This is a genomic window from Planomonospora sp. ID82291 (genome assembly GCF_015711645.1).
Classification (GTDB): Bacteria; Actinomycetota; Actinomycetes; order Streptosporangiales; family Streptosporangiaceae; genus Planomonospora.
Genome location: NZ_JABTEX010000002.1, coordinates 1,867,457 through 1,888,764, shown reverse-complemented (window position 1 = coordinate 1,888,764; position 21,308 = coordinate 1,867,457). Strand labels below are relative to the sequence as shown.

Sequence of the window (21,308 nt, the reverse complement as noted above, 5' to 3'; positions counted from 1 at the left end):
CACCACTACCACATTGAGCCCTTCACCAAACACCTCGCGGCGCTTCACGGTGCGGTCACACCGCCGTACAGTCGCGCAACGCTACAGCAGGATCGGCCAGACGATCGACGTCGAGGTGCTGACCGCCCTCGATGAGGCGGCGCCCCTGCATCAGGTCGCGGGGCAGGTTCACCGCCAGGACCGCGGCGAGCCTGCTCTCGCCGGTCACCCAGCAGGCCGACCACCGGGTGCCGGCGGGGTCTCCGCGCATGACGAGGCGGGCGTCGGCGTGGTGCCCGGCGTACTGCACCATGTGGCCGAACTGCTCGGACCAGAAGTACGGGACCGGGTCGTAGACCGCGCCCTGCCCGGATCCGCCGCCCAGCAGCGTGGCCGCGGCCACCTCGGGAGAGTTCAGCGCGGTGTCCCAGTGCTCCACCCGCAGGCGGCGGCCGTACCTGCGCGACCACCAGGCCGCGCAGTCGCCCACGGCGACCACGCCGGGCAGCGCCGTGCGCAGGTGCTCGTCGGTGACGACCCCGTCGTCCAGTTCCACTCCGGAGCCGGCCAGCCAGTCCACCGCGGGCCGCACCCCGACGCCGGTGACGACGACGTCGGCCTCGACCGTGGAGCCGTCGACGAGGGTGAGCCCGCCGGGGTCGACGGAGGCCACCATCGTGCCCGTCCGCAGGTCGATGCCCGCCCGGTCGTACCAGGAGGCGGTGTGGGCCCCCACCGGGCCGAGCGCGGCCGCCAGCGGGCACGCGGCGGCCTCCACGACGGTCACCTCGCACCCGGCCCTGCGCGCGGCAGTGGCGACCTCCGCGCCGATCCACCCCGCGCCGACGACGGCGACCCTGCGCCCCTCGCGGAGCAGGGCGCGCAGTCCGAGCGCGTCGTCGATGGTGCGCAGCACGTGCTGCGGGCCCTCGCCGCGCAGCCGGATCGGGCGCGCGCCGGTGGCGACGACCAGCGCGTCGTAGGCCAGCTCGCCCTCGGTCGTCTCCAGCACGCCCGCCCGCAGCCCCTTGGCGGCCACGCCGGGGCGGTGGTCCACCGCCAGGGCGCCCAGGTCGGAGTCGACGACGGTGGAGTCGATCTCGCCGAGCAGCACCGCCTTGGACAGCGGCGGGCGGTCGTAGGGCCGGTGCGGCTCCTCTCCGATCAACGTGATCGCACCGCCGAACCCGTGCGCCCTCAGCGCCTCGACACTCCGCACCCCGGCCAGGCCGGCGCCCACCACCACGACATGATTCACACCTCATGACCCTAAGCGGCGGCGCCGACCTCGGCCATCGGGTCTGCGGTAACGAAAGCGACATTTACCACACATCCCCACCGGTAGGTCTGATCCGCGAGCCCTTAAGGTGGGGGCGTAAACGCGCGGGAGCCCGGCACGCACCGGGCTGAGAGGAGGGCGACGGACCTGCCGGACCGGTGGGCCCGCGGTGCGCGGTGAGCGCTCCGCCGGGTGTGCGGGTTCCGCGGCACGGCCGTCGGCGGGCCCTCGACCGCCAGGAACCTGATCCGGATCATGCCGGCGAAGGGAGCGGACATTCATGCCGCATGAGATCGCAGTGTCACCGTCCACCGCATCGGACATCCCACCGATCACCCCACCGATCACCGCATCGGACACCCCACCGATCACCGCCCCACCGGTGCCCGCCACCGGGCCGGGCGTCTCGACCGCCGCCGGGACGGCCGCGGCCGTCCCGGCGGACTCCTACGACCTCGTGGTCGTCGGCGGCGGGATCATCGGACTCTCCGTCGCCTGGCGGGCGGCCCGCCGGGGGCTGCGCGTGGCGGTGTCGGACCCCGCGCCCGCCTCCGGGGCCTCGCACGTCGCGGCGGGCATGCTGGCGCCGGTCAGCGAGGTCACCTACACCGAGGAGCCGCTGCTCAGGCTGGGCCTGGCCTCGCTGGCCCGCTGGCCCGCCTTCGCGGCCGAGCTCGCCGCCGACAGCGGGCTCGGACCGGACGCCCTGGACTACCGCACCGACGGCACGCTGGAGGTCGCCTTCGACTCCGACGACCTGGCGGCCCTGGACGAGCTGGCGGCGTTCATGGGCGTGCTGGGGCTGCCGGTCGAACGCCTGACGGGCCGGGAGTGCCGCCGGCTGGAGCCGATGCTCGCCCCCGCCGTCCGCGGCGGCCTGCTGGCCCGCGGGGACGCCTGGGTGGACCCCCGCCGGGTCACCGCGGCGCTGCTGGCCGCGCTGGAGCGCCGCGGCGTCCCCGTGCTGCGCGCCTGGACGACCGCCGTGGAGCGCTCCGGCGGCGCGGTCACCGGCGTACGACTCGCGCCCGGCACCGGACCGGGCGCGGAGGCCGCGGAGGACGGGGGGACGGCCGGCGACGGCCGGGTGCTCCGCGGCGACCGGGTGGTCCTGGCGACCGGGGCCTGGTCGGGAACCGCGCTGGAAGGACTGCCCGCCGAGGCGCTCCCGCCGGTCCGGCCGGTCAAGGGCCAGGTCGTGCGGCTGCGCTCCCGCGAACCGGTGCTCTCGCGGTGCGTGCGCGGGGCCGTGCACGGCACGCGGGTCTACCTGGTCCCGCGCGGCGACGGGGAGGTGGTCCTCGGCGCCACCCAGGAGGATCTCGGCTTCGACACCCGGGTGACCGCGGGGGGCCTGTGGGGGCTGCTGCGCGACGCGCGGGAGCTGGTCCCGGGCGTGACCGAGCTGGAGGTGGCCGACGTGACGGCCGGGCTGCGCCCGGGCACGCCGGACAACCTGCCGCTGGTCGGCCCCTCGGCCCTGCCCGGCCTGCTGACGGCCACCGGGCACCACCGGGGCGGCATCCTGCTCGCCCCGCTCACCGCCGACCTCCTCGTCGAGGAGTCCGGCGATCCCGAAGGGCTGGCGGCCCTGTGCTCGCCTCTCCGCTTCCGGGAGCGGTCGTGAACGTGACGATCAACGGCACCCCGCACGAGCTGCCCGCGGGGGCCAGCGTGGCGCAGGCCGTACGGAGGCTGACCGGCGCCCGGAGCGGCGTGGCCGTGGCGGTGAACGACGAGGTCGTCCCGCGCGGCGCGTGGGACTCCACCGCGCTCGCCGAGAGCGACCGCGTCGAGGTGCTCACCGCGGTCCAGGGAGGGTGACGTGAACGGTGGCCAGATCAGCGAGCAGAGCAGCGAGCAGAGCGGCCGGCCGAACCGCGGCCGGGGCGGCGGAGACGGGGACGGGCTCGGAGGCGTGGACGGGATGGACGGCGTGAACGGGATGAACGGCGTGGACGACGGGCTGGTCATCGGCGGGGAGAAGTTCTCCTCGCGGCTCATCATGGGCACCGGGGGCGCGCCCTCGCTCGAGGTGCTGGACGGCGCGCTCGCCGCGTCGGGCACCGAGCTGACCACGGTCGCGATGCGGCGGCTGGACCCGTCCGCCCGGGGCTCGGTGCTGGACGTGCTGCGCCGGCGCGGCATCAAGGTGCTGCCGAACACCGCGGGCTGCTTCACCGCCGCCGAGGCCGTGCTGACCGCCCGGCTGGCCCGGGAGGCGCTGGAGACCGACTGGGTCAAGCTGGAGGTCATCTCCGACGAGCGCACCCTGCTGCCCGATCCCATCGAGACCTTCGACGCGGCCGAGCGGCTGGTCGCCGACGGGTTCACGGTCCTGCCGTACATCGGCGACGACCCCGCCCTGGCGCGGCGGCTGGAGCAGGCGGGCTGCGCGGCGGTGATGCCGCTGGGCGCGCCCATCGGGTCCGGGCTGGGCATCCGCAACCCGCACAGCATCGAGCTCATCGTCGAGGCCGCGGGCGTGCCCGTGATCCTGGACGCCGGGATCGGCACGGCCAGCGACGCGGCGCTCGCCATGGAGCTGGGCTGCGACGCGGTGCTGCTGGCCACGGCGGTGACCAGGGCGCAGCGGCCGGAGCTGATGGCGCGGGCCATGCGCGCGGCGGTGGACGCGGGCCGGGCGGCCCGGCTGGCCGGGCGGATCCCCCGGCGGCGGTACGCAGAGGCATCATCCCCAATGAGTCCATAAATATCTGGATAAAACTGGCAGCTCTGCGCATCGGTTTGGGAGAGGCCGACCATGCGGACCGCAAAACGCCCCTAAACTCGGGCGGGTGGACACGACGCCAACCGATCCCCTCGTCGGGAGACTCCTCGACGGGCGTTACCGCGTCGAGTCCCGGATCGCCCGGGGCGGCATGGCGACCGTCTACCTGGCCCTGGACGTCCGGCTCGACCGCACGGTCGCCGTCAAGGTGATGCACCGCGGCCTCGCCGAGGACCCCGCCTTCGTGCGCCGGTTCATCGGCGAGGCCAAGTCGGTGGCGAGCCTGTCGCACCCCAACGTGGTGCAGGTCTTCGACCAGGGCACCGACGGCGACGTCGTCTACCTGTCGATGGAGTACGTCCCCGGGCGCACCCTGCGCGACGTGCTGCGCGACCGGGGCAGGCTGCCCGCCCGGGAGGCCCTGGAGGTCATGATCCCGGTGCTCGCCGCCCTGGGTGCCGCGCACCAGGCGGGGCTGGTCCACCGCGACGTCAAGCCGGAGAACGTCCTGCTCGCCGACGACGGACGCGTCAAGGTCGTGGACTTCGGCCTGGCCCGCGCGGTCGAGGCGACCAACCAGACCCGCACCGGCGTCATGATCGGCACCATCGGCTACATGTCGCCCGAGCAGGTGACCTCCGGCGCCGCCGACGCGCGCAGCGACGTCTACGCGGCCGGGATCATGCTGTTCGAGCTCCTCACCGGCCGCCAGCCGTACGAGGGCGAGACGCCGATGTCGATCGCCTACCGGCACGTCCACGACACCGTGCCGGTCCCCTCCGCCCTGCTGCCGGGCTCCCCGCCGCTGCTGGACACCCTGGTGGCCCAGGCCACGGCCCGCGACCCCGCGACCCGTCCGGCCGACGCCAAGGCGCTGCTGGTCGCCGCGGTGGACGCGCACCGCATGCTCCCCCGGGAGAGCGGTCCCGTCCCCTCGGGCCCCGTTGCGCCGGTCGCGCTCCCGTCCGGCCCGGCCTCCCCGGCGTACGGCGTCGCGGCCCACCCCGCGCCGGCCAACCCGACCCTGATCCAGCCCCGCGCCGAGGTGCTGACCGGGCCCACCGCGGGCGACGCCCCTCCCGCGCCCGGGCCCCGCGGGCGGCGCGGACGCGGGAGCTGGATCCTGCTGACCGTGCTGGCCCTGGTGATGGTCGCCGCGGTCGGCGTGACCGGCTGGCTGTTCTCCCAGAACACCACGGTCCGGGTGCCCGAACTGACGCAGCAGAACGTCCAGCTCGCCGCGGGCGAGGCCCGCCAGAAGGGCTTCGCCGTCGAGATCGGACCGGCCGAGCACGACGAGAAGGTGCCCAAGGACGTCGTGCTGCGCACCGTGCCCGCCGCGGGCACCGAGGTGAAGCCCGGCACCAGGCTGACCCTCATCGCCTCGGCGGGTCCCAAGCGGGTGAACGTGCCCAACGTGGTCGGCCAGGAGCTCAACGCGGCCCGGGAGAAGATCGCCGCGGCCGGGCTGACCGTCGGCGACGTCAAGAAGCTGGCCAGCGAGACCGTCCCGCGCGGCCAGGTGATGAAGACCAGCCCTGCCGTGGGCAACCGGGTCAAGGAGGGCAGCAAGGTCGCCCTCTACGTGAGCGCGGGCCTGCTGATGCCCGACGTCACGGGGATGCACCGCGACCAGGCCAGGACCGTCCTGGAGAGCGCCGGCTTCGCTCCCGAGTTCGTCGAGCAGACCGACTCGGCCCAGCCGTGCACGGTCATCGCCCAGGACCCCCGGGCCGGTGCGGAGGTCGACAAGGGCACGACGGCCCGGATGACCCTGTCGGCGTGCAACAACGGCGAGTGGCACTGGCCGTGGGAGGACAACGGCGAGAACGTCAACGAGGACGACAACGTCATCGTCATCCCCAACGTGGTCTACAAGGACGTCCGGGCCGCGCGCGACGAGCTGAGCGCGGCCGGGTTCCGGGTCAAGGTGAAGAAGGGGCTGAACCGGGGCCGGGTCCTGGCCCAGCTCCCGCCGGGCGGGCAGCCGGTCCCCCAGGGCACCCAGGTCACCCTCTGGCACTGATCCCGGACGGACACCGCAGGCACCGGTCCCGGACGGACCCGGAGCCCGCCGGGCCGCCCCTCCCGGCCCTTTACCGCCCCTCCCGGCCCTTTACCGCCCCTCCCGGCCCTTACCGCCCTTCTCCGCCCGGAATCTCCGGCCCGCCGGCCCTGGTAGCCTCCCCCGGTGAACCGCATCCAGCTCGCCCCCGGCGTCCAGGCCGCATTCACCGACCGGCACGGCGGGGTGAGCCCCGAGCCGTACGACAGCCGCAATCTCGGCGGAGCCGTCGGGGACGATCCCGGAGCGGTGCTGCGCAACCGGGCCGCAACGGCCGCGGAGCTCGGGGTGGACCCGGCCCGCGTGGTGGTCATGCGGCAGGTCCACGGGGCCGGCGTGCGCTACGTCACCGAGCCGTTCGGGGAGGATCCCCCGCCGCTGGACGCCTCCTTCACCGACGTCCCCGGACTGGCGCTGTGCGTGCTGGTGGCCGACTGCGCCCCGGTGCTGCTGGCCGACCCGGTCGCCGGGATCGTGGGGGCGGCGCACTCCGGCCGGCCGGGCACCGTGGCCGGGGTGGTGCCCGCGCTCGTCGCGGCGATGGCGGAGCGCGGCGCCGAGCCGGCGCGGACGACCGCCCTGGTCGGGCCGTCGGCGTGCGGGCTCTGCTACGAGGTCCCCGCCGCGATGCGGGACGAGGTGGCCGCGGCGGTGCCCGAGGCCTGGGCGACCACCCGGCGGGGCACGCCGGCCGTGGACCTGCGCGCGGGCATCGCCGCGCAGCTCGCCCGGGCCGGGGTCGGCGACGTACGGCACGACGCCCGCTGCACGATCGAGTCGCCCGAGCTGTTCTCCCACCGCAGGCGGCGCCCGACCGGCCGGTTCGCCGGCTACGTCTGGCTGGCCGGTTGAGGCCGATTCCCGGCGCACCGGCCGCCGTCGTGGACGCGCCGGGCCGTCATGGCAGCAGACCGCGTTCGTAGGCCGTGGCCACGGCCGCGGCCCGGTCGGAGACGCCCAGTTTCGTATAGATGTGCACCAGATGGGTCTTCACCGTCGTCTCGCTGATGAACAGCGCCGCGGCGGCCTCCTTGTTGGTGGAGCCGCGGGCGACCAGGGCGAGCACGGTCCGTTCGCGTTCGCTCAGCTCGGCGGGAGCGGGCGTGCGGACCCGGTTGAGCACGCGGGCGGCCACGGTCGGGGACAACACCGTCTCCCCCACCGCCGCCGCCCGTACGGCGCGGAAGACCTCCTCGCGCGGGGAGTCCTTGAGCAGGTAGCCGACCGCGCCCGCGGTCAGCGCGGGCAGTACGTCGTCGTCGCCGTCGTAAGTGGTCAGCACCAGCACCCGGGCCGAGGGCACCCGCTGCGCCAGCAGCGCGATGAACTCCGCTCCGCCGAGACCGGGCATGCGCAGGTCGGTCAGCACGACGTCGGGGCGCTCCCGCAGGGTCACGGCCAGCCCCCGCTCGCCGTCCTCCGCCTCGCCCACGACCTCCAGGTCGGCCTGCTCCACGAACATGCCCCGCAGGCCGTCCCGGACCACGGGGTGATCGTCCACGATCACGAGTCGTACGCGCACGGGTCCTCCTCTCTCGCCGACCGCGTTCGCGGCGCCACCGTGTCCGCCATCGTGTCCCCGGCCCGCCCGTTCACATCGCCTCCCGCCCGGCCTCGGCGGGGATCGCCGGGACCGTCACGCTGATCGCGGTGCCCTGGCCGGGGGCGGACTCCACCTCGACGCTCCCCGCGAGCCGGACCGCCCGCTGGCGCATGGCGGTGAGCCCGAAGCCTCCGCCGGCCACCCCGGAGGGATCGAACCCCCCTCCGTCATCCCGGATGTCGGCCACCACCACATCCTCCATGTACGACAGGGTGACGCCGGTCTTCCGGGCTCCGGCGTGCCGGCCCACGTTGGCCAGCGCCTCCTGCACGGCCCGATACAGGGTCACCTCGACCTCAGGGTGCAGCAGCCGGACGGTGCCGGTGACGGTGAGCGCGGCGGGCAGCTCGTGCGCGGCGCTCCAGCCGGAGACCAGCGCCGACAACGCCTCGGGCAGCCGGGTCTCCGCCAGCGGCCCGGGCCGCAGGCCGTCCAGAGAGCGGCGGACCTCGGTCAGGCTCTCCCTCGCGAGGTTCCGGGCGACGGTCAGCCGCCGCCGCACCGCGTCGGCGTCGGCGGCGGCCTCCTCCGCGGCCTCGAGCTGCATGACGATGCCCGCCAGGCCCTGCGCGACGGTGTCGTGTATCTCCCTCGCCAGCCGTCCGCGCTCCCCGGCGACACCGGTCAGGCGGGCCGCGGCCAGCAGCCTGCCCTGCAGCTCGGCGTTCTCCTCCCCGAGCCGGGCGAGGTTGAGGTTCGCGCTCTCCAGCGCCCGGTTGGCGGCGTGCCGGCGTTCGACCTCGGCCTCCAGCGTCCTGATGCTCCAGCCGATGAACGCCGCCAGCGCCGCCCCGCCGAACGCCGACACGACCGGCCAGGGGCTTCCGGCGTCCAGCAGGGCTGCGGGACCGCCCACGACGACGAGCCCCGTGGCCGCCACGCCGAGATAGGAGTACCGGCCGGGGAGCACCGCGAAGGCCGTGGGAAAGCAGCCCAGCACCAGGAGCCCGTACGCCGGGTGGCGCAAGGACAGCACCCACGTCAGGGCGAGGAGCCCGGCGAAATAGCACGCCATCGGCGCCAGCACCCGCTCCGGCCAGCCGGGGTGCGCCAGCACCATCCACCAGTGCCACACCGCCACGGCGGCGGCCAGCGCCACCGTGACGGCCCTGCCGCGCCACGGCACCGACGGGTCGGTCACCACGATCAGGGTCGCCATCCCGAGGAGGGCGAGCGGCAGGGCGCGCCATACCCCGTCCCAGTTCTGGAACCGCAGCATGCCGCCCTCACCCTCACCCGTGCCGATAGGCCAGGCGCCGCAGCAGCGTCTCGGCGGGCCCGCGCACCCCGGCCCTGCGCATGGACTCGGCCGCCGCCACCGTCGCGGCCCATGTGCCGACCGCCAGCGCGACCGTGGCGGCCGATCCCAGACTGCCGCCGAGCCCGATCGTATAAGGGGGCAGAAGCGCCGTGAACACCACCGACTGGAGAAGATAACTCGTCATCGAGCGCTGGCCGCAGGCCGACAGCGCGGTCACCAGCCGTCCGCGGCGCGTCCCGATCCGCCGCGCGAGCAGGGCGATCAGGGCCGCGTATCCCAGACCGGCGGCGATGCCCGACACCGCGTGGACGGCGTTGAGCGCCATCACCGCGGCGGGTCCGCCCGCCTCCAGGAACCCGGTCGCGGCCAGGCCCACGGGCAGTCCTCCAAGCGCCCCGGCGAGCGGCCCCCACACCGCGGCCCGCCGCACCAGCGCTCCCGGTGCGGCCAGCAGCTCACGCCGCCCCGCCCAGGCGCCCACGAGCGCGGCGGTGAACACGCCCGTCATCCCGACCGGGGTCATCACCCACTCGAACGGCCGCAGCGCCAGCGCCGCCAGTGGGTCCTCGACCGCGAGCGACCAGAAGATGCTCCGCTCCGCCGTGGCGCGGGGCGTGCTGTAGGCCAGCGCGGACAGCAGGGCGACGGGGACGAGCCAGACTCCGGCCAGGACCAGCAGGGTCCGGTCGCGCACCCGCAGCAGCCGGCACAGCCCGAGCCCGAGCAGCCCGTAGACCCCGAGCACGTCCCCCGAGAACAGCAGCACGGCGTGGACCGCCCCGAACACCAGCAGCCACAGGCTCCGCCGCTTCAGGACCCGTCGTCCCTCGGCGTCGTCCCGCCGCCGGTTCCAGATCTGCACCATGCCGTAGCCGAACAGCGCGGCGAACATCGGGTAGGCCCGTCCGTCCACGAGCGTCATGGTCAGCGCCGTCGCCACCCGGTCCGGCAGGTCGTGTTCGATGATGTGCTGCCGCATGCCGTACGGGCGGCCGTACAGGTAGAGGGCGGAGTTGGCCACGGCGATCAGCGCCAGCATGACCCCTCTGGCGAGGTCGGGGGCGAGCGTGCGCTCCCCCTCGCCGACCGGCCGCAGTCCCAGGGTGGAGACCATGTCCTCTCCTCGTCCTCAGCTCGTTGGATTCTCATCGAGTGTGCGAGGAGGGCCCCGGCCGCCGGATCGTGCGACGGTGCGCGATTCACCGGCGGGCGGACGACCTCCGCCATCCTCCGAATGGAGGATGGCGGAGCGGCGCAGCCGCTCGGAGGCGGGAGCGCGGGCGGTCAGAGCCAGTCGGCGGCGAGCCCGGCGGTGAGGCGTTCGAGCAGGGGACCCGCCTCGGCCATGCAGCGCTCCGGGTCGGGTTCGAGGTCGGTGAGGGCGTAGGCCGCCCGGATGCCGGCCGCCCGCAGCTCGTCGTCGCCGAGGGTGCGGCGGCCGCAGACCGCGACGACCGGAACGCCCGCCCGGCCCGCGGCGGCGGCGACCCCGGCCGGGGCCTTGCCGCGCAGGGTCTGCTCGTCCAGCGAGCCCTCCCCGGTGACCACCAGGCGGGCCCCGCCGAGCCACCGCTCGAAACCGAGCAGGTCGAGCAGGTACTCGATGCCGGGGCGGATGTCGGCCCGCAGGAAGGCCACCGCGGCGAATCCCACGCCTCCGGCGGCCCCGGCCCCCGGCTGCGCGGCGACGCCCATCGGCCGGACGACGCCGTCGTGCTCGATCGCGCCGGTCAGGCCGTGGGTGTGCGCGGCGACGGCGGCCAGACGGGCCAGCGCGGACTCCAGCAGCGCCACCTCCTCGCCGGTGGCGCCCTTCTGCGGCGCGTAGACGGCGGCGGCGCCGTACGGACCGAGCAGCGGGTTGTCCACGTCGCAGGCCACCACGACCTCCACGCCGTCCAGCGGCAGGAGCCCGGAGGTGTCGATCCGCGCCAGGTCCCGCAGGGCGGCTCCGCCGGGCGGCAGGTCGCGGCCGTCCGCGTCCAGGAAGCGCACGCCGAGCGCCGCCATCATCCCGGTGCCGCCGTCGGTGCAGGCGCTGCCGCCCAGGCCGAGGACGATCCGGCGGGCGCCGCGCCGTACGGCGTGCGCGATGAGCTCACCGGTGCCGCGGCTGGTCGCGGTGAGCGGGGCGAGCCTGACCCCGCCGTGCGCGGCCGGACCCGCCGGACCCGCCGACGCCACAGCCGACGCCACAGCCGATGCCTCCGCCGATGCCTCCGCCGCAGGAGTCGCGACGGGCGTCCCGGCGGCCGGGACCTCGGCGGGCGTCTCCACCCGGGTCCCCGCGGGCGGCAGGCGCCGCAGCCCGGAGGCCTCGGCCAGCTCGATCACCGCCGTCGGCACGCCTGCGCCGGGCGCCTCCGCCGCCGCCGGGCCGGACGGACCCGGCGCACCGGACGGGTGCCAGGCGTAGGCGGCGCGGACCGGTTCGCCGACCGGTCCGGTCACCTGGACCTCCACGCGCTCGAACCCGCAGGCCACGACGGCGTCGACGGTCCCGTCGCCGCCGTCGGCCACCGGTAGCGCGACCACGGCGACATCCGGCTCGGACCGGCGCAGACCCGCCGCGACGCGGGCGGCGACCTCGGCTCCGGTCAGCGATCCCTTGAACTTGTCCGGGGCGATGACGATGTGCCCCGACGGCTCAGACAACCTTGCTCCCTGGTGGAGAATCACAGGGCGTGCGGCCCTGCCCGGTGCGAGCGGGCAGGGCCGCACGCCCGGAATCCGGTGATGTGGAGCACCATCATCACATTCGTCCTGACCGGGATCCGACCTCGTCGGCGGGTGCGAGCCCCTGCCCCCGCCGGGCGCACCTCTCAGATCCGGACGGCGTCAGCGCCTAGACTGAGCGGCATCATGACTTCTCTCTCCCTCATCGGCGGGCACGTCTCCGTCACCGGAGGCCTCGCCAAGGGCGGACTGCGGTCCGCCGCGGACATCGGCGCCGAGATGATCCAGGTGTTCGTCACCAACCCCCGGGGCTGGGCCCTGGCCGCGGGCGACCCGGCCCAGGACGAGCTGCTCCGCGCGTCGGGCACGGTGACCTTCGTGCACGCCCCCTACCTCGTCAACCTCGGCACGCCCAGCGCCGACACCCTGGAGAAGTCGGTGGCGACCGTACGGCACGGCCTGCTGCGCAGCGCCGCCATCGGCGCCAGGGGGCTGGTCGTGCACACCGGGTCGGCGGTGAGCCAGACCCGCGAGGAGGCCCTGCGCCAGCTGCGCGAGCGCCTGCTCCCGCTGCTGGAGGAGCTCCCCGACGACGGCCCCGACCTGCTCCTGGAGCCGATGGCCGGGCAGGGCGGGATGCTCTGCGCGACCGTCCAGGAGCTCGAACCCTACCTGGCGGCGCTCGACTGGCACCCGAAGGCCGGCGTCTGCCTGGACACCTGCCACGCCTTCGCCGCCGGCCACGACCTGTCGACGGCGGACGGCGTGCGGGAGACCCTCGACCGCCTGCACGCGCTCGCGCCGGGCCGGCTCCGGCTGATCCACGCCAACGACTCCAAGGACGTGTGCGGCTCCAAGAAGGACCGGCACGAGAACATCGGTGCGGGCCACATCGGCGCCGAGGCGTTCGCCGAGCTGATGCGCCACCCGGCCGCCGCCGGGATCCCGCTCTGCATCGAGACCCCCGGCGGCGCCGACAAGCACCGCGAGGACATCGAGTTGCTGAAGAAGCTCCGCGACGGGCTCTGATCCCTCCCCGCCCGCGCTCCCCGCACCGCGCTCTTCCCGCCCCATGCGCCGCGGCCCCGTCACGCTCCGGTGGCCGCCGTCCTGCTCCCCCACCCGGTCCTGCCGCCCGGCCTCACCGCGGGGTCCTGCCGCCCGGCCTCACCGCGGGGTCCTGCCGCCCGCCCCGGCGGCGCCGGGACACCCCGCCGCCGGGGATGCGGTGGACGCCGGGCCCGTGATCCGGCCGCCCCCGTGGGGCCGGATCACACCTCGGCCCGCGAGCCGTCGCGGGCGTCCCCCTCGCACCGGAGACCGCCGGACCCTCCCCCCCGGGTTCAGGGTCCGGCGGCCGGGCGGCCGTTCACCACCGCCCACCCGGAACTCCACCCGCCAGATCCTGTGAGCCCTGCGGCTCCGTCCCCCCTGGCCGGGTGGTCGGCTCTCCGATGCAGGAACACTATGGGCGCGTCCGAGCAGGGGAGACCGGCTTTCCGAGCAGCGCGGCCAACGGTGTGTAGTTATCGATGTGCGGAGAGTGGCGACACGACGAGCGGTCGTCCTCCCGCGATGAACGGTCGTCCACACCGCCGGAAGACTCCACACCCACCATCATCGGCTCATGTCCTGGCGGCCGGCGGCCCGTCCTGGAACTGACGGATCAGCTGCTCGCGGACCTGCCGGGTGTGGCGCCGGCTGACCGGCAGCGTCTCGGTACCGACCTGGAGCACGGCCCTGCCCCCGTCGAAGCGCATCTCCTCGACATGCCGCGCCGAGACCAGCGTGCTGCGATGGATGCGGATGAACCCCGCACCGGACCAGCGCCGCTCCAGCGCGGCCAGCGACATGCGGATGAGATAGCTGCCGTCGACGGTGTGCAGCCGCACGTAGTCCCCCCGGGCCTCGGCGAACCGCACCGACCGGCGGGGGACGAAGCGGGTCCGCCCGCCGAGCTCGACCGGGATGACGTCCTCCGGGCCCGGCGCGGGCGCGGGCGCCGCCGGCAGCGCGGCCTCCAGCCGCCGCACGGCCTCCGCCAGCCGGTCGGCGCGCACCGGCTTGAGCACGTAGTCCACCGCCCCCAGTTCGAACGCCTGCACGGCGCGCTCCCCGTGGGCGGTGACGAAGACCAGGCGGGGCGGATGGGGGAAGCCGGTGATGAGCCTGGCCAGGTCCAGGCCGTCGAGACCGGCCATCCGGATGTCGAGGAAGACGCCGTCCAGCCGTTCCCCCGTGCCGATCATCGCGACCATGTCCTGGAGCGCACGGACGCCGCCGGAGGCGGTGGAGACGCGCTCGATGCGGGGATCCCGACGGAGCAGGCGGGCCAGCTCCTCCAGGGCGGGGATATCATCGTCGACGGCCAAGACGCGCAGCATGGCCCACACGTTGCCCACTGGGCACCCGGACCGCAAGCGACATGCCGAGCATCGACCCGCGCTCTCCGCCCGCAGGGAGCGGGGCCCGGGCCACCCCCCTGCGGCCCCCGGCCGCCGCCGCGCCCTGGATGTCCCGCCGCCGGGTCAGAGCGGCCCTTCGCCCGGTTCCTCCTGGTACGAGTAGCGCTGCTCCTGCCACGGATCGGCGATGTTGTGGTAGCCGCGCTCCTCCCAGAAGCCGCGACGGTCCTCCAGCAGGTACTCCACGGCGCGCACCCACTTGACGCTCTTCCACGCGTACAGGTGCGGGACGACCGCCCGGACCGGGTGGCCGCGCTCCGGGGAGAGGGGCGTGCCGTCCAGTTCCATCGCCAGCAGGGTGCGCTCCCTGACGAAGTCGCTCATCCGGACGTTGGCGCTGTAGCCGTACTCGCCCCAGATCATCACGTGCCCGGCCCCGGGCGCGGGCGGGGCGATCTCCAGCAGCGTGGCCGCGGACACCCCCGACCACTCGTTGCCCATGATCGAGAACTTGGTGACGCAGTGGAGGTCCGCCAGGACCGTCGTGCGGGGCAGCCCGGAGAAGCGCTCCCAGGAGAAGCGGTGCGGCTCACCGGACGCGGTCGCCCCCATGACGTGCAGCTCCCACGTCTCCGGGCGGAAGGTCGGAACCCTGCCGTAGTGGATCACCGGTCGCCCTCTGGGGACGTACTGCCCGGGGGGCAGGCGGTCCTCCTCCAGCGGATCCTCGGTCTGATCCACTACCACTCCCCTCGCCGTTTCCCCGGTTGGCACGGGGCAATCCTGCCACCGCCCGTTTCCCGCCGGGCGGGCGGCTCCCTCTTTGCCCCGGCGCCGCACGCCGGGGGCCGGGGCGTTCCGGCAGATGGGACGGGGCCGCCCGGGAGGGACGGGTGCACCGGCACTCCCGGCGATGCGCACCTCGTTCCGGTCGCGGCGGGGCGACGGAAACACCGCCATCGCGGAGTGGCCGACGGCCGCCGAGGACATCGCCCAGCGCGGCGACCTGGACATCGGGCGGCTCCGGTGAGCGCTCCACCAATCGAGGTGATTTTTCACCTCGCACGACATTTATTCACTATTAGTAGTCGATCAGTGACTATATGTGTTCAAGAGGTGAGTCGCGGGTATTGAGGTTCCGGGACCGGCTCCGCTCCGCCGCACGGCGGAGCGGAGCCGGAGACGATCGAGTTCCGGTCCACGGTGGGCCGGACGGAGAAAGGAAACCCAGTTCCATGAGCAAGACCCTGTCTCGCCTCGTGCTCACCGGTGTCGCCGCGACCGCGCTGGTGCTCTCCGCCGCCTCCGCCGCCCTGGCCGGCGGCTACCCGACCGGCGGCTGCGGCGGCTACGGCGGCTTCGGCGGCTTCGGCTACGGCGGCTTCGGCAACTCCTACTACAACGCCAGCCAGGCGGCCGCCGGCCCGCAGGGCGCCGGCAGCACCAACCTGTGCACCGGCACCGGCGGCGGTGGCCTCTACGGCCTGTGGTAGACCGGCGGTTCTCCGTACGGCACGCAGGCGAGGCCCCGTCCGCACCGGACGGGGCCTCGCCCTGCGCCCCGCCCCTGCCCCGCCGCCCGGCGCCGTCCGGCCGCGCCCGGCGCCGCGGTGCGGACCACCGTACGTACTCACGGACGGCTGAGTATCCGCACGGACGCGCCGCCCCCTCCCGGCGCCGGATCCTGGGCGGCATGACGAAAGCGATCCAGCCCAGGAACACCGGCGCCTTCTACGTCCAGGCGGTCCTGTCCTTCGGCGTGTCCGTCTCCGCCGTCGCCATCGGCCTGGTCTACCTGCCGGTGGACGCCTGGGTCCGCGCCTTCCTGGCCATCGGCGTCCTGTACGTGGTGACCTCGACCTTCACCCTGGCCAAATGCGTGCGTGACCGCCAGGAGCTCTCCGAGGTCACCACCCGGGTCGACCAGGCCCGGCTGGAGAAGCTCCTGGCCGAACACGACCCCTTCAAGGTCGACTGACGGCGCCGGGCCGCCGTCCGGGCCGCCGTCCGGGCCGTCATCCCTCCAGCTTGTACTCCTGCAGCGAGTCGGCCAGCTGCACGGCGAGCTCCTCGGCGTCGAGGCGCTTCTCGATCTGCTTCAGATCGGCGATCTTGGCGGCCGTCTCGGCCCGGCGGGGCGCCAGCAGCGTGCAGCAGTCCTCGTCGGGGAGCTCGGAGATCGCCAGGGTGCCGATACGGCGGGCCTCCGCCATGATCTCGGTCTTGTCGAGGCCGATCAGCGGGCGCAGGATCGGCAGGTCCACCGCGTCGTCCTGGGCGGTGATGTTCTGCAACGTCTGGGAGGAGACCTGGCCCAGGGAGTCGCCGGTGACCAGCGCCCCGGCGCGGAGGCGGTGGGCCACCTCCTCGGCGGTCTTCAGCATCAGGCGGCGCTGGGCGACGACCGCCAGGCGGTCCTGACCGGAGGCCTTGATGGACTGCTGCGCCTTGCCGAACGGCACCACCCACAGGCGGGACCGGCCCTGGAACCGGTCCAGGGCGCGCACCAGCGCGTACGCCTTGTAGATGGACTCGGAGGTGGTGAAGGGGATGCCGGAGAAGTGCAGGAAGTCCACCCGCAGGCCGCGGCGCATCATCCGGTAGGCGGCGACCGGGGAGTCGATGCCGCCGGACATCAGGACCAGGCCCCGCCCGCTGGAGCCGACCGGCAGGCCGCCCTGTCCGGGCAGCCCGTCGGTGTGCACGAAGACCTCGTCGCGGTCCACCTCGATGGAGACGACCAGCTCGGGGTTCTTCAGGTCCACCGGGAGGCCGTAGATGTCGTTGAGCTCGCCGCCGACCGTGCGGTCGAGCTGCATCGAGGTCAGCGGGAAGCGCTTGTCGCGGCGGCGGGAGCGCACCGCGAAGGAGACGCCGCGCTTGACGTCCTCGCGGTCGGCGAGCAGCTCGATCGCGGCCTTGAGCACCGCGTCCGGGTCCTTGGCGACCCGCCAGGCGCGGTGGATCCAGACCAGACCGGGCACGTAGGAGACCCGCTCGGCGACCGCGTCGGCGGTCTCGACGTCCGTCCCCTCGGGCAGGAACAGCGCGATGACGCCGTGGCGCTGCCGCACGTCCACCTTGAAGCCGAACTCCTTCAGGGCCGCCCTGATGTTGGCCTGCAAGCGCTGCTCGAAGACCTCGCGGTTGTCTCCCTTCAGGACGACCTCGCCCAGCTTGAGCAGAACGCAGGGCTCGCCCAGTGCGGACACGGCCATGGTGGAACCTCCGGTGGAGCGTCGGGGGAAGGGTCGCGGGGCGACCGCCGGGTGTCGCGTGCCGCCGCCCACAGGCAACGCCGCGCCGGGGCCACTTTAGTCCCGCCTACGACCCGTCGATGCCCTGCTCGATGGCGTAGCGGACGAGTTCGGCGCGGTTGTGGAGCTGGAGCTTGTTCAACGTGTTCTGCACGTGGTTCTGCACCGTCCGGTGGGAGAGCACGAGCCGCTCGGCGATCTGCCGGTAGGACAGTCCCTTGGCCACCAGGCGCAGCACCTCGGTCTCCCGCTCGGTCAGGCGCGGCCCCTGCGCCGGGACGGGCTGGGCGGCCAGCCGGCGGTACTCCCCCAGGACCAGGCCGGCCAGGCCGGGGGTGAAGACCGCATCGCCCTCGGCGGTGCGCCGGACGGCGTCGAGGAACTCCTCCCTGCTCGACGACTTCAGCAGGTAGCCGGACGCGCCCGCCTTGACCGCCTCCAGCACGTCGTCCTGCTCGCCGCTGGCCGACAGCACCAGCACCCGGGGCGCCGCGTCCGCCGCGGCCAGCCCTCTGGCCACCTCCACCCCGGACAGGTCGGGCAGCCGCAGGTCCAGCACGACCACCTCGGGCCGCACGGCCGCGGCCACCCGGAGCGCCTGCCGCCCCTCGCCGACCACGGCCACCACCTCGTAGCCGGCCTCGGCCAGGTCCCGCGCCACCGCGTCCCGCCACATCGGATGGTCGTCCACCACCATCACCCGCATCCGGCCAGCCTATTACCCGCCGCCCCGCAGGACCGGGCCGCCCGGCCGCCCGCCCGCCCGGCCGCCCACGCCGTCGTCCGTCCGCCGCCGCCCCGGAAAGCCGGACGGATGGCGAAAAAATGGACCACGGGCGGGATACCCCTCCACGGAAGCCGGAGATGGATCCGGACGAGCCGGGAGGAGTGACACATGACACGACGTTTCAGGATGGTGCTGGTGGCCGCGCTGGCCCTGGCCGCCTGTTCCTGCGGCAACGAACGGCTCGCGCCGGAGATCGGCCAGGAGGAGATGGCCCCGAACGACGGCGGGAACGGGTTCCAGGCCGGCATCGTGATCAGGAACGTCATCGTCATGGGCGGCTCCGCCGGCGAACCGCTGGCCGCCGGGTCCGGCGCCCCGCTGCACATGGTCCTGATCAACAACCGGACCGCTCCCGACCGGCTCGTCGCGGTCGGCGCGCCGGGCGCCTTCCAGGGGGCGGAGATCCCCGGCGGCGGCGTCGACCTGCCGGTCCGGCAGCCCGTCGGCTCCGGCCCGGTGCCCATGGCCCTGCTGACGGGATCGAGCCGGCGGCTGCCGGGCGGCGGCTTCGTCACCGTGGAACTGCGCTTCCAGCAGGCCGGGACGGCCCGGTTGGAGGTTCCGGTGATGCCGGCGACCGAGTGGCGGACCACGCTCTCCCCCTGGCCCTCGGCTCCGGCGGCCCCGTCCCCGACCTCTCCGCTCAATCCCACCCCCGGAGCCCCGACCGGCCCGTCGCCCACCGCTCCGGCCGGCCCGTCGCCGACCGCTCCGCTCAGCCCGTCGCCGACGTCCTGACCGGGACGGACATCTCGATCTCGGTGCCGCGCCCCGGGCCGGAGGCCACCGTGACCGTCCCGCCCAGGTCGGCGATCCGGCCCCGGATCGACTGGGCGACGCCGAGCCGCCCCTCGGCCTCGGCCTGCTCCAGGCGGCCGGCGGGGATGCCCGGCCCCTCGTCGCGGACCGTCACGGTGACCGTCCCGCCCTCCTCCTCGGCGAAGACCCAGGCGGGGGCCCGCGCCCCGCAGTGCCGCGCCACGTTGTCCAGGGCCGCCCCCGCCGCGGCGGCCATCTCCTCGGCGGTCCGCACGGGCAGCGTCAGCGGGGTGGCGGGGGTGGAGACGGTCACCGTGCCCGAGGAGTACGCCCGCAGCAGGGCGCCCAGGTCGGCGGCGCCCGCCGCGGGCGGCTCCGGGCGGAGCCTGACCAGTTCCCGCAGGGCGGCCTCCTGCTCCCCGGCGAGCCTGCCCAGCTCCGCCGCCTCCCCGCCGAGCCGCAGGCCGCGCCGCTGGACCAGCGCGAGGACCTGGAGCACGGAGTCGTGGATCCCGCGGGCGAGCCGCTCCCGCTCCCGGCCGGCCGCCTCCAGCTCGATCGCCCGCTGCATGCGGGCCTCGGCCTGCCGGGCGAGCCGCGCGACGTGCCCGACCAGCACGCCCGCCAGGAAGAGCAGCACCGTCCCGTTGACCGGCAGGTCCCCGGCGCCGGAGCCGAACACGCCGCGCGTCCACAGGTCGGCCAGCGAGACGGTCGCCGCGGCCGCGGCTCCGGCCCGGCGCCCGCCGTGCACGCCCCAGGCCAGTACGGCGCCGCCCATCCAGGTGGCGGTGATCGGCATGCCGCCCTGCTGGTGCGGGCCCTGGACCGCGGGCGTGCTCAGCAGGCAGCCGACGGTCACGGCCAGGTCGGCGGCGAGCAGCGGCCGGCCGCGGAGCTCCTCGACGGAGTAGGCGAAGATCGTCACCACGGTCCACAGGGTCATGACCGCGATCACCGTCCAGCCGGCCGCCGGGTGCGCGTAGCCGCCGGCGCGGACGAGCAGGAGCGCCGCGTAGGCGAGGGAGGCCACGCGGAAGACCGCGACCGTCCGCCAGAACGACCCCTCGATTCCCGTCACGGGGCGACCCTATCCGCACCGGCCGGCGCCGCCCCGCCGGCGGAAAGCAGGACGCGCGGCCCGCGTCGCCGCGGACCGCGCGTTCCCAGAGCCCCGCCGGAGCGGACTCCGGCCGGGAGGGATCAGCCGAAGAAGACCTCGGCCTCCTCGTAGCGGCCGGCCGGGACGGTCTTCAGCTCGCTGGTGCCCTCCTGCAGGGGGACGCGGACGATGTCCGTGCCCCGCAGCGCGACCATGACGCCGAACTCGCCGTCGTGCACCGCGTCGATGGCCTGCAGGCCGAAGCGGGTGGCGAGCACCCGGTCGAAGGCCGTGGGCGTGCCGCCCCGCTGGATGTGGCCCAGCACGGTGGTGCGGGCCTCCTTGCCCGTGCGCTTCTCGATCTCCTTGGCGAGCATCTCGCCGATGCCGCCCAGCCGGACGTGGCCGAACGCGTCCAGCTCGCCCGCCTGCAGCGCCATCTGCCCCTCGACGGGGTGGGCGCCCTCGGCGACCACGATGATCGGCGCGTAGCGGGTCTTGAAGCGGGACTCGACGTAGGCGCAGACCCGGTCGATATCGAACGGCTTCTCCGGGATGAGGATGACGTTGGCGCCCGCGGCCATGCCGGCGTGCAGCGCGATCCAGCCCGCGTGGCGGCCCATGACCTCGCAGATCAGCGCGCGGTGGTGGGACTCGGCGGTGGTGTGCAGCCGGTCGATCGCCTCGACGGCGATGTTGACGGCGGTGTCGAAGCCGAAGGTGTAGTCGGTGGCGTTGAGGTCGTTGTCGATCGTCTTGGGCACGCCGACGACCTTCACGCCCCGCTCGAAGAGCTGCGTGGCGACCCCGAGGGTGTCCTCGCCGCCGATGGCGACCAGGGCGTCCACCCCGGTCTGGGCCAGGTTCTCCTTGATCTTCTCGACGCCGCCGTCGATCTTGATCGGGTTGGTGCGCGAGGAACCGAGGATCGTGCCGCCCCGGGGCAGGATGCCCCGTACCGCCTGGATGTCCAGCGGCATGGTGTCGCCCTCCAGCGGGCCGCGCCAGCCGTCCCGGAATCCGACGAACTCGTGGCCGTAGACGCCGGCTCCCTTGCGCACGACGGCGCGGATAACGGCGTTCAGACCGGGGCAGTCGCCGCCCCCGGTCAGCACTCCAATACGCATGACATCCTCCGATGGTCGTTCTCAGGTGATGTGACCAGACTAAGCGGGCCCACACGATCGGCGGAGTCTCCCCCGCCGTCGCATGGCATTCTGCCCCCAGAGCGACCCAGTGGTCTAGACCAAACGACCACCGGCGCCCGCGTGCCGTCCGCCCCGGGACCTCGGCCCCCCGCACGCCGGGACCTCGGCCCCTGCGTCCCGGGACCTCGGCCCCCGTACCCCGGGCGGACGCCCGCCGCCCGCCCGGAACCGCCGCGTCCCCGCCTCCGCACGGCGC

20 protein-coding genes are annotated in these 21,308 nt (G+C 74.6%); 9 read left to right on the top strand and 11 right to left on the bottom strand.

Annotation, left to right across the window (positions count from 1 at the left end; genetic code table 11):
* Positions 1–55: 55 nt before the first annotated feature.
* The gene (locus tag HS045_RS19420) at positions 56–1,237 is read right to left on the bottom strand and encodes an NAD(P)/FAD-dependent oxidoreductase (RefSeq protein ID WP_196452712.1); all 1,182 of its coding nucleotides are present in this window, start codon (positions 1,235–1,237) and stop codon (positions 56–58) included.
* Between the two features lie 403 nt (positions 1,238–1,640).
* Between HS045_RS19420 and HS045_RS19415 the strand changes: the two genes are divergently transcribed.
* The 5 genes from HS045_RS19415 to pgeF all read left to right on the top strand — a co-directional run bounded on the left by HS045_RS19415 (position 1,641) and on the right by pgeF (position 6,906).
* Complete coding sequence (locus tag HS045_RS19415) at positions 1,641–2,885, top strand: FAD-dependent oxidoreductase (protein WP_374191388.1); 1,245 nt, start codon at positions 1,641–1,643, stop codon at positions 2,883–2,885.
* On the top strand, positions 2,882–3,082 hold the full coding sequence (gene thiS, locus HS045_RS19410; RefSeq protein ID WP_196452710.1) for a sulfur carrier protein ThiS: 201 nt from the start codon (positions 2,882–2,884) through the stop codon (positions 3,080–3,082). The genes HS045_RS19415 and thiS overlap by 4 nt, the downstream gene beginning before the upstream one ends.
* A 103-nt stretch (positions 3,083–3,185) precedes the next feature.
* Entirely contained in the window at positions 3,186–3,971 is a 786-nt protein-coding gene (locus tag HS045_RS19405) for a thiazole synthase (RefSeq protein ID WP_304609619.1), read from the top strand.
* 85 nt (positions 3,972–4,056) lie between these two features.
* A complete protein-coding gene (gene pknB, locus HS045_RS19400) occupies positions 4,057–6,015 on the top strand; it encodes a Stk1 family PASTA domain-containing Ser/Thr kinase (protein WP_196452709.1) in 1,959 nt (652 codons plus the stop codon).
* Positions 6,016–6,180: 165 nt separating this feature from the next.
* The gene (gene pgeF / locus HS045_RS19395; RefSeq protein ID WP_307827594.1) at positions 6,181–6,906 is read left to right on the top strand and encodes a peptidoglycan editing factor PgeF; all 726 of its coding nucleotides are present in this window, start codon (positions 6,181–6,183) and stop codon (positions 6,904–6,906) included.
* Between the two features lie 46 nt (positions 6,907–6,952).
* On the opposite strand, the gene HS045_RS19390 is transcribed toward pgeF, so the two are convergent.
* The 4 genes from HS045_RS19390 to HS045_RS19375 all read right to left on the bottom strand — a co-directional run bounded on the left by HS045_RS19390 (position 6,953) and on the right by HS045_RS19375 (position 11,573).
* Complete coding sequence (locus tag HS045_RS19390) at positions 6,953–7,576, bottom strand: response regulator transcription factor (protein WP_196452708.1); 624 nt, start codon at positions 7,574–7,576, stop codon at positions 6,953–6,955.
* 70 nt (positions 7,577–7,646) lie between these two features.
* Positions 7,647–8,876, bottom strand: coding sequence for a sensor histidine kinase (locus HS045_RS19385; RefSeq protein ID WP_196452707.1), 1,230 nt, complete (start codon positions 8,874–8,876; stop codon positions 7,647–7,649).
* A 13-nt stretch (positions 8,877–8,889) separates the two neighbouring features.
* Complete coding sequence (locus HS045_RS19380; protein ID WP_196452706.1) at positions 8,890–10,032, bottom strand: DUF418 domain-containing protein; 1,143 nt, start codon at positions 10,030–10,032, stop codon at positions 8,890–8,892.
* 170 nt (positions 10,033–10,202) lie between these two features.
* Entirely contained in the window at positions 10,203–11,573 is a 1,371-nt protein-coding gene (locus tag HS045_RS19375; protein ID WP_196452705.1) for a glycerate kinase, read from the bottom strand.
* A gap of 207 nt (positions 11,574–11,780) precedes the next feature.
* Here HS045_RS19375 and HS045_RS19370 point away from each other — a divergent pair, with 207 nt between their 5' ends.
* Complete coding sequence (locus HS045_RS19370) at positions 11,781–12,623, top strand: deoxyribonuclease IV (protein ID WP_196452704.1); 843 nt, start codon at positions 11,781–11,783, stop codon at positions 12,621–12,623.
* 596 nt (positions 12,624–13,219) lie between these two features.
* Here the strand turns inward: HS045_RS19370 and HS045_RS19365 are convergent.
* On the bottom strand, positions 13,220–13,978 hold the full coding sequence (locus HS045_RS19365; protein ID WP_196452703.1) for a LytTR family DNA-binding domain-containing protein: 759 nt from the start codon (positions 13,976–13,978) through the stop codon (positions 13,220–13,222).
* A gap of 144 nt (positions 13,979–14,122) precedes the next feature.
* On the bottom strand, positions 14,123–14,719 hold the full coding sequence (locus HS045_RS19360) for a molybdopterin-dependent oxidoreductase (RefSeq protein ID WP_196452881.1): 597 nt from the start codon (positions 14,717–14,719) through the stop codon (positions 14,123–14,125).
* A gap of 515 nt (positions 14,720–15,234) precedes the next feature.
* Here HS045_RS19360 and HS045_RS19355 point away from each other — a divergent pair.
* Positions 15,235–15,492, top strand: coding sequence for a hypothetical protein (locus tag HS045_RS19355; RefSeq protein ID WP_196452702.1), 258 nt, complete (start codon positions 15,235–15,237; stop codon positions 15,490–15,492).
* 200 nt (positions 15,493–15,692) lie between these two features.
* Positions 15,693–15,977, top strand: a complete 285-nt coding sequence (locus tag HS045_RS19350; protein ID WP_196452701.1) for a YiaA/YiaB family inner membrane protein — start codon at positions 15,693–15,695, stop codon at positions 15,975–15,977.
* 37 nt (positions 15,978–16,014) lie between these two features.
* Here HS045_RS19350 and thiI read toward each other — a convergent pair whose 3' ends face one another.
* Together thiI and HS045_RS19340 are read right to left on the bottom strand one after the other, a co-directional pair.
* On the bottom strand, positions 16,015–17,217 hold the full coding sequence (gene thiI, locus HS045_RS19345) for a tRNA uracil 4-sulfurtransferase ThiI (RefSeq protein ID WP_196452700.1): 1,203 nt from the start codon (positions 17,215–17,217) through the stop codon (positions 16,015–16,017).
* Between the two features lie 106 nt (positions 17,218–17,323).
* On the bottom strand, positions 17,324–17,953 hold the full coding sequence (locus HS045_RS19340; RefSeq protein WP_196452880.1) for a response regulator transcription factor: 630 nt from the start codon (positions 17,951–17,953) through the stop codon (positions 17,324–17,326).
* Positions 17,954–18,151: 198 nt separating this feature from the next.
* Between HS045_RS19340 and HS045_RS19335 the strand changes: the two genes are divergently transcribed.
* A complete protein-coding gene (locus tag HS045_RS19335; RefSeq protein WP_196452699.1) occupies positions 18,152–18,781 on the top strand; it encodes a hypothetical protein in 630 nt (209 codons plus the stop codon).
* Here the strand turns inward: HS045_RS19335 and macS are convergent.
* A complete protein-coding gene (gene macS, locus HS045_RS19330; protein ID WP_196452698.1) occupies positions 18,759–19,883 on the bottom strand; it encodes a MacS family sensor histidine kinase in 1,125 nt (374 codons plus the stop codon). The genes HS045_RS19335 and macS overlap by 23 nt on opposite strands.
* A gap of 122 nt (positions 19,884–20,005) precedes the next feature.
* Positions 20,006–21,031 (bottom strand): 6-phosphofructokinase, encoded by a 1,026-nt coding sequence (locus HS045_RS19325; protein WP_196452697.1) that lies wholly within the window; start codon positions 21,029–21,031, stop codon positions 20,006–20,008.
* Between the last annotated feature and the right edge of the window lie 277 nt (positions 21,032–21,308).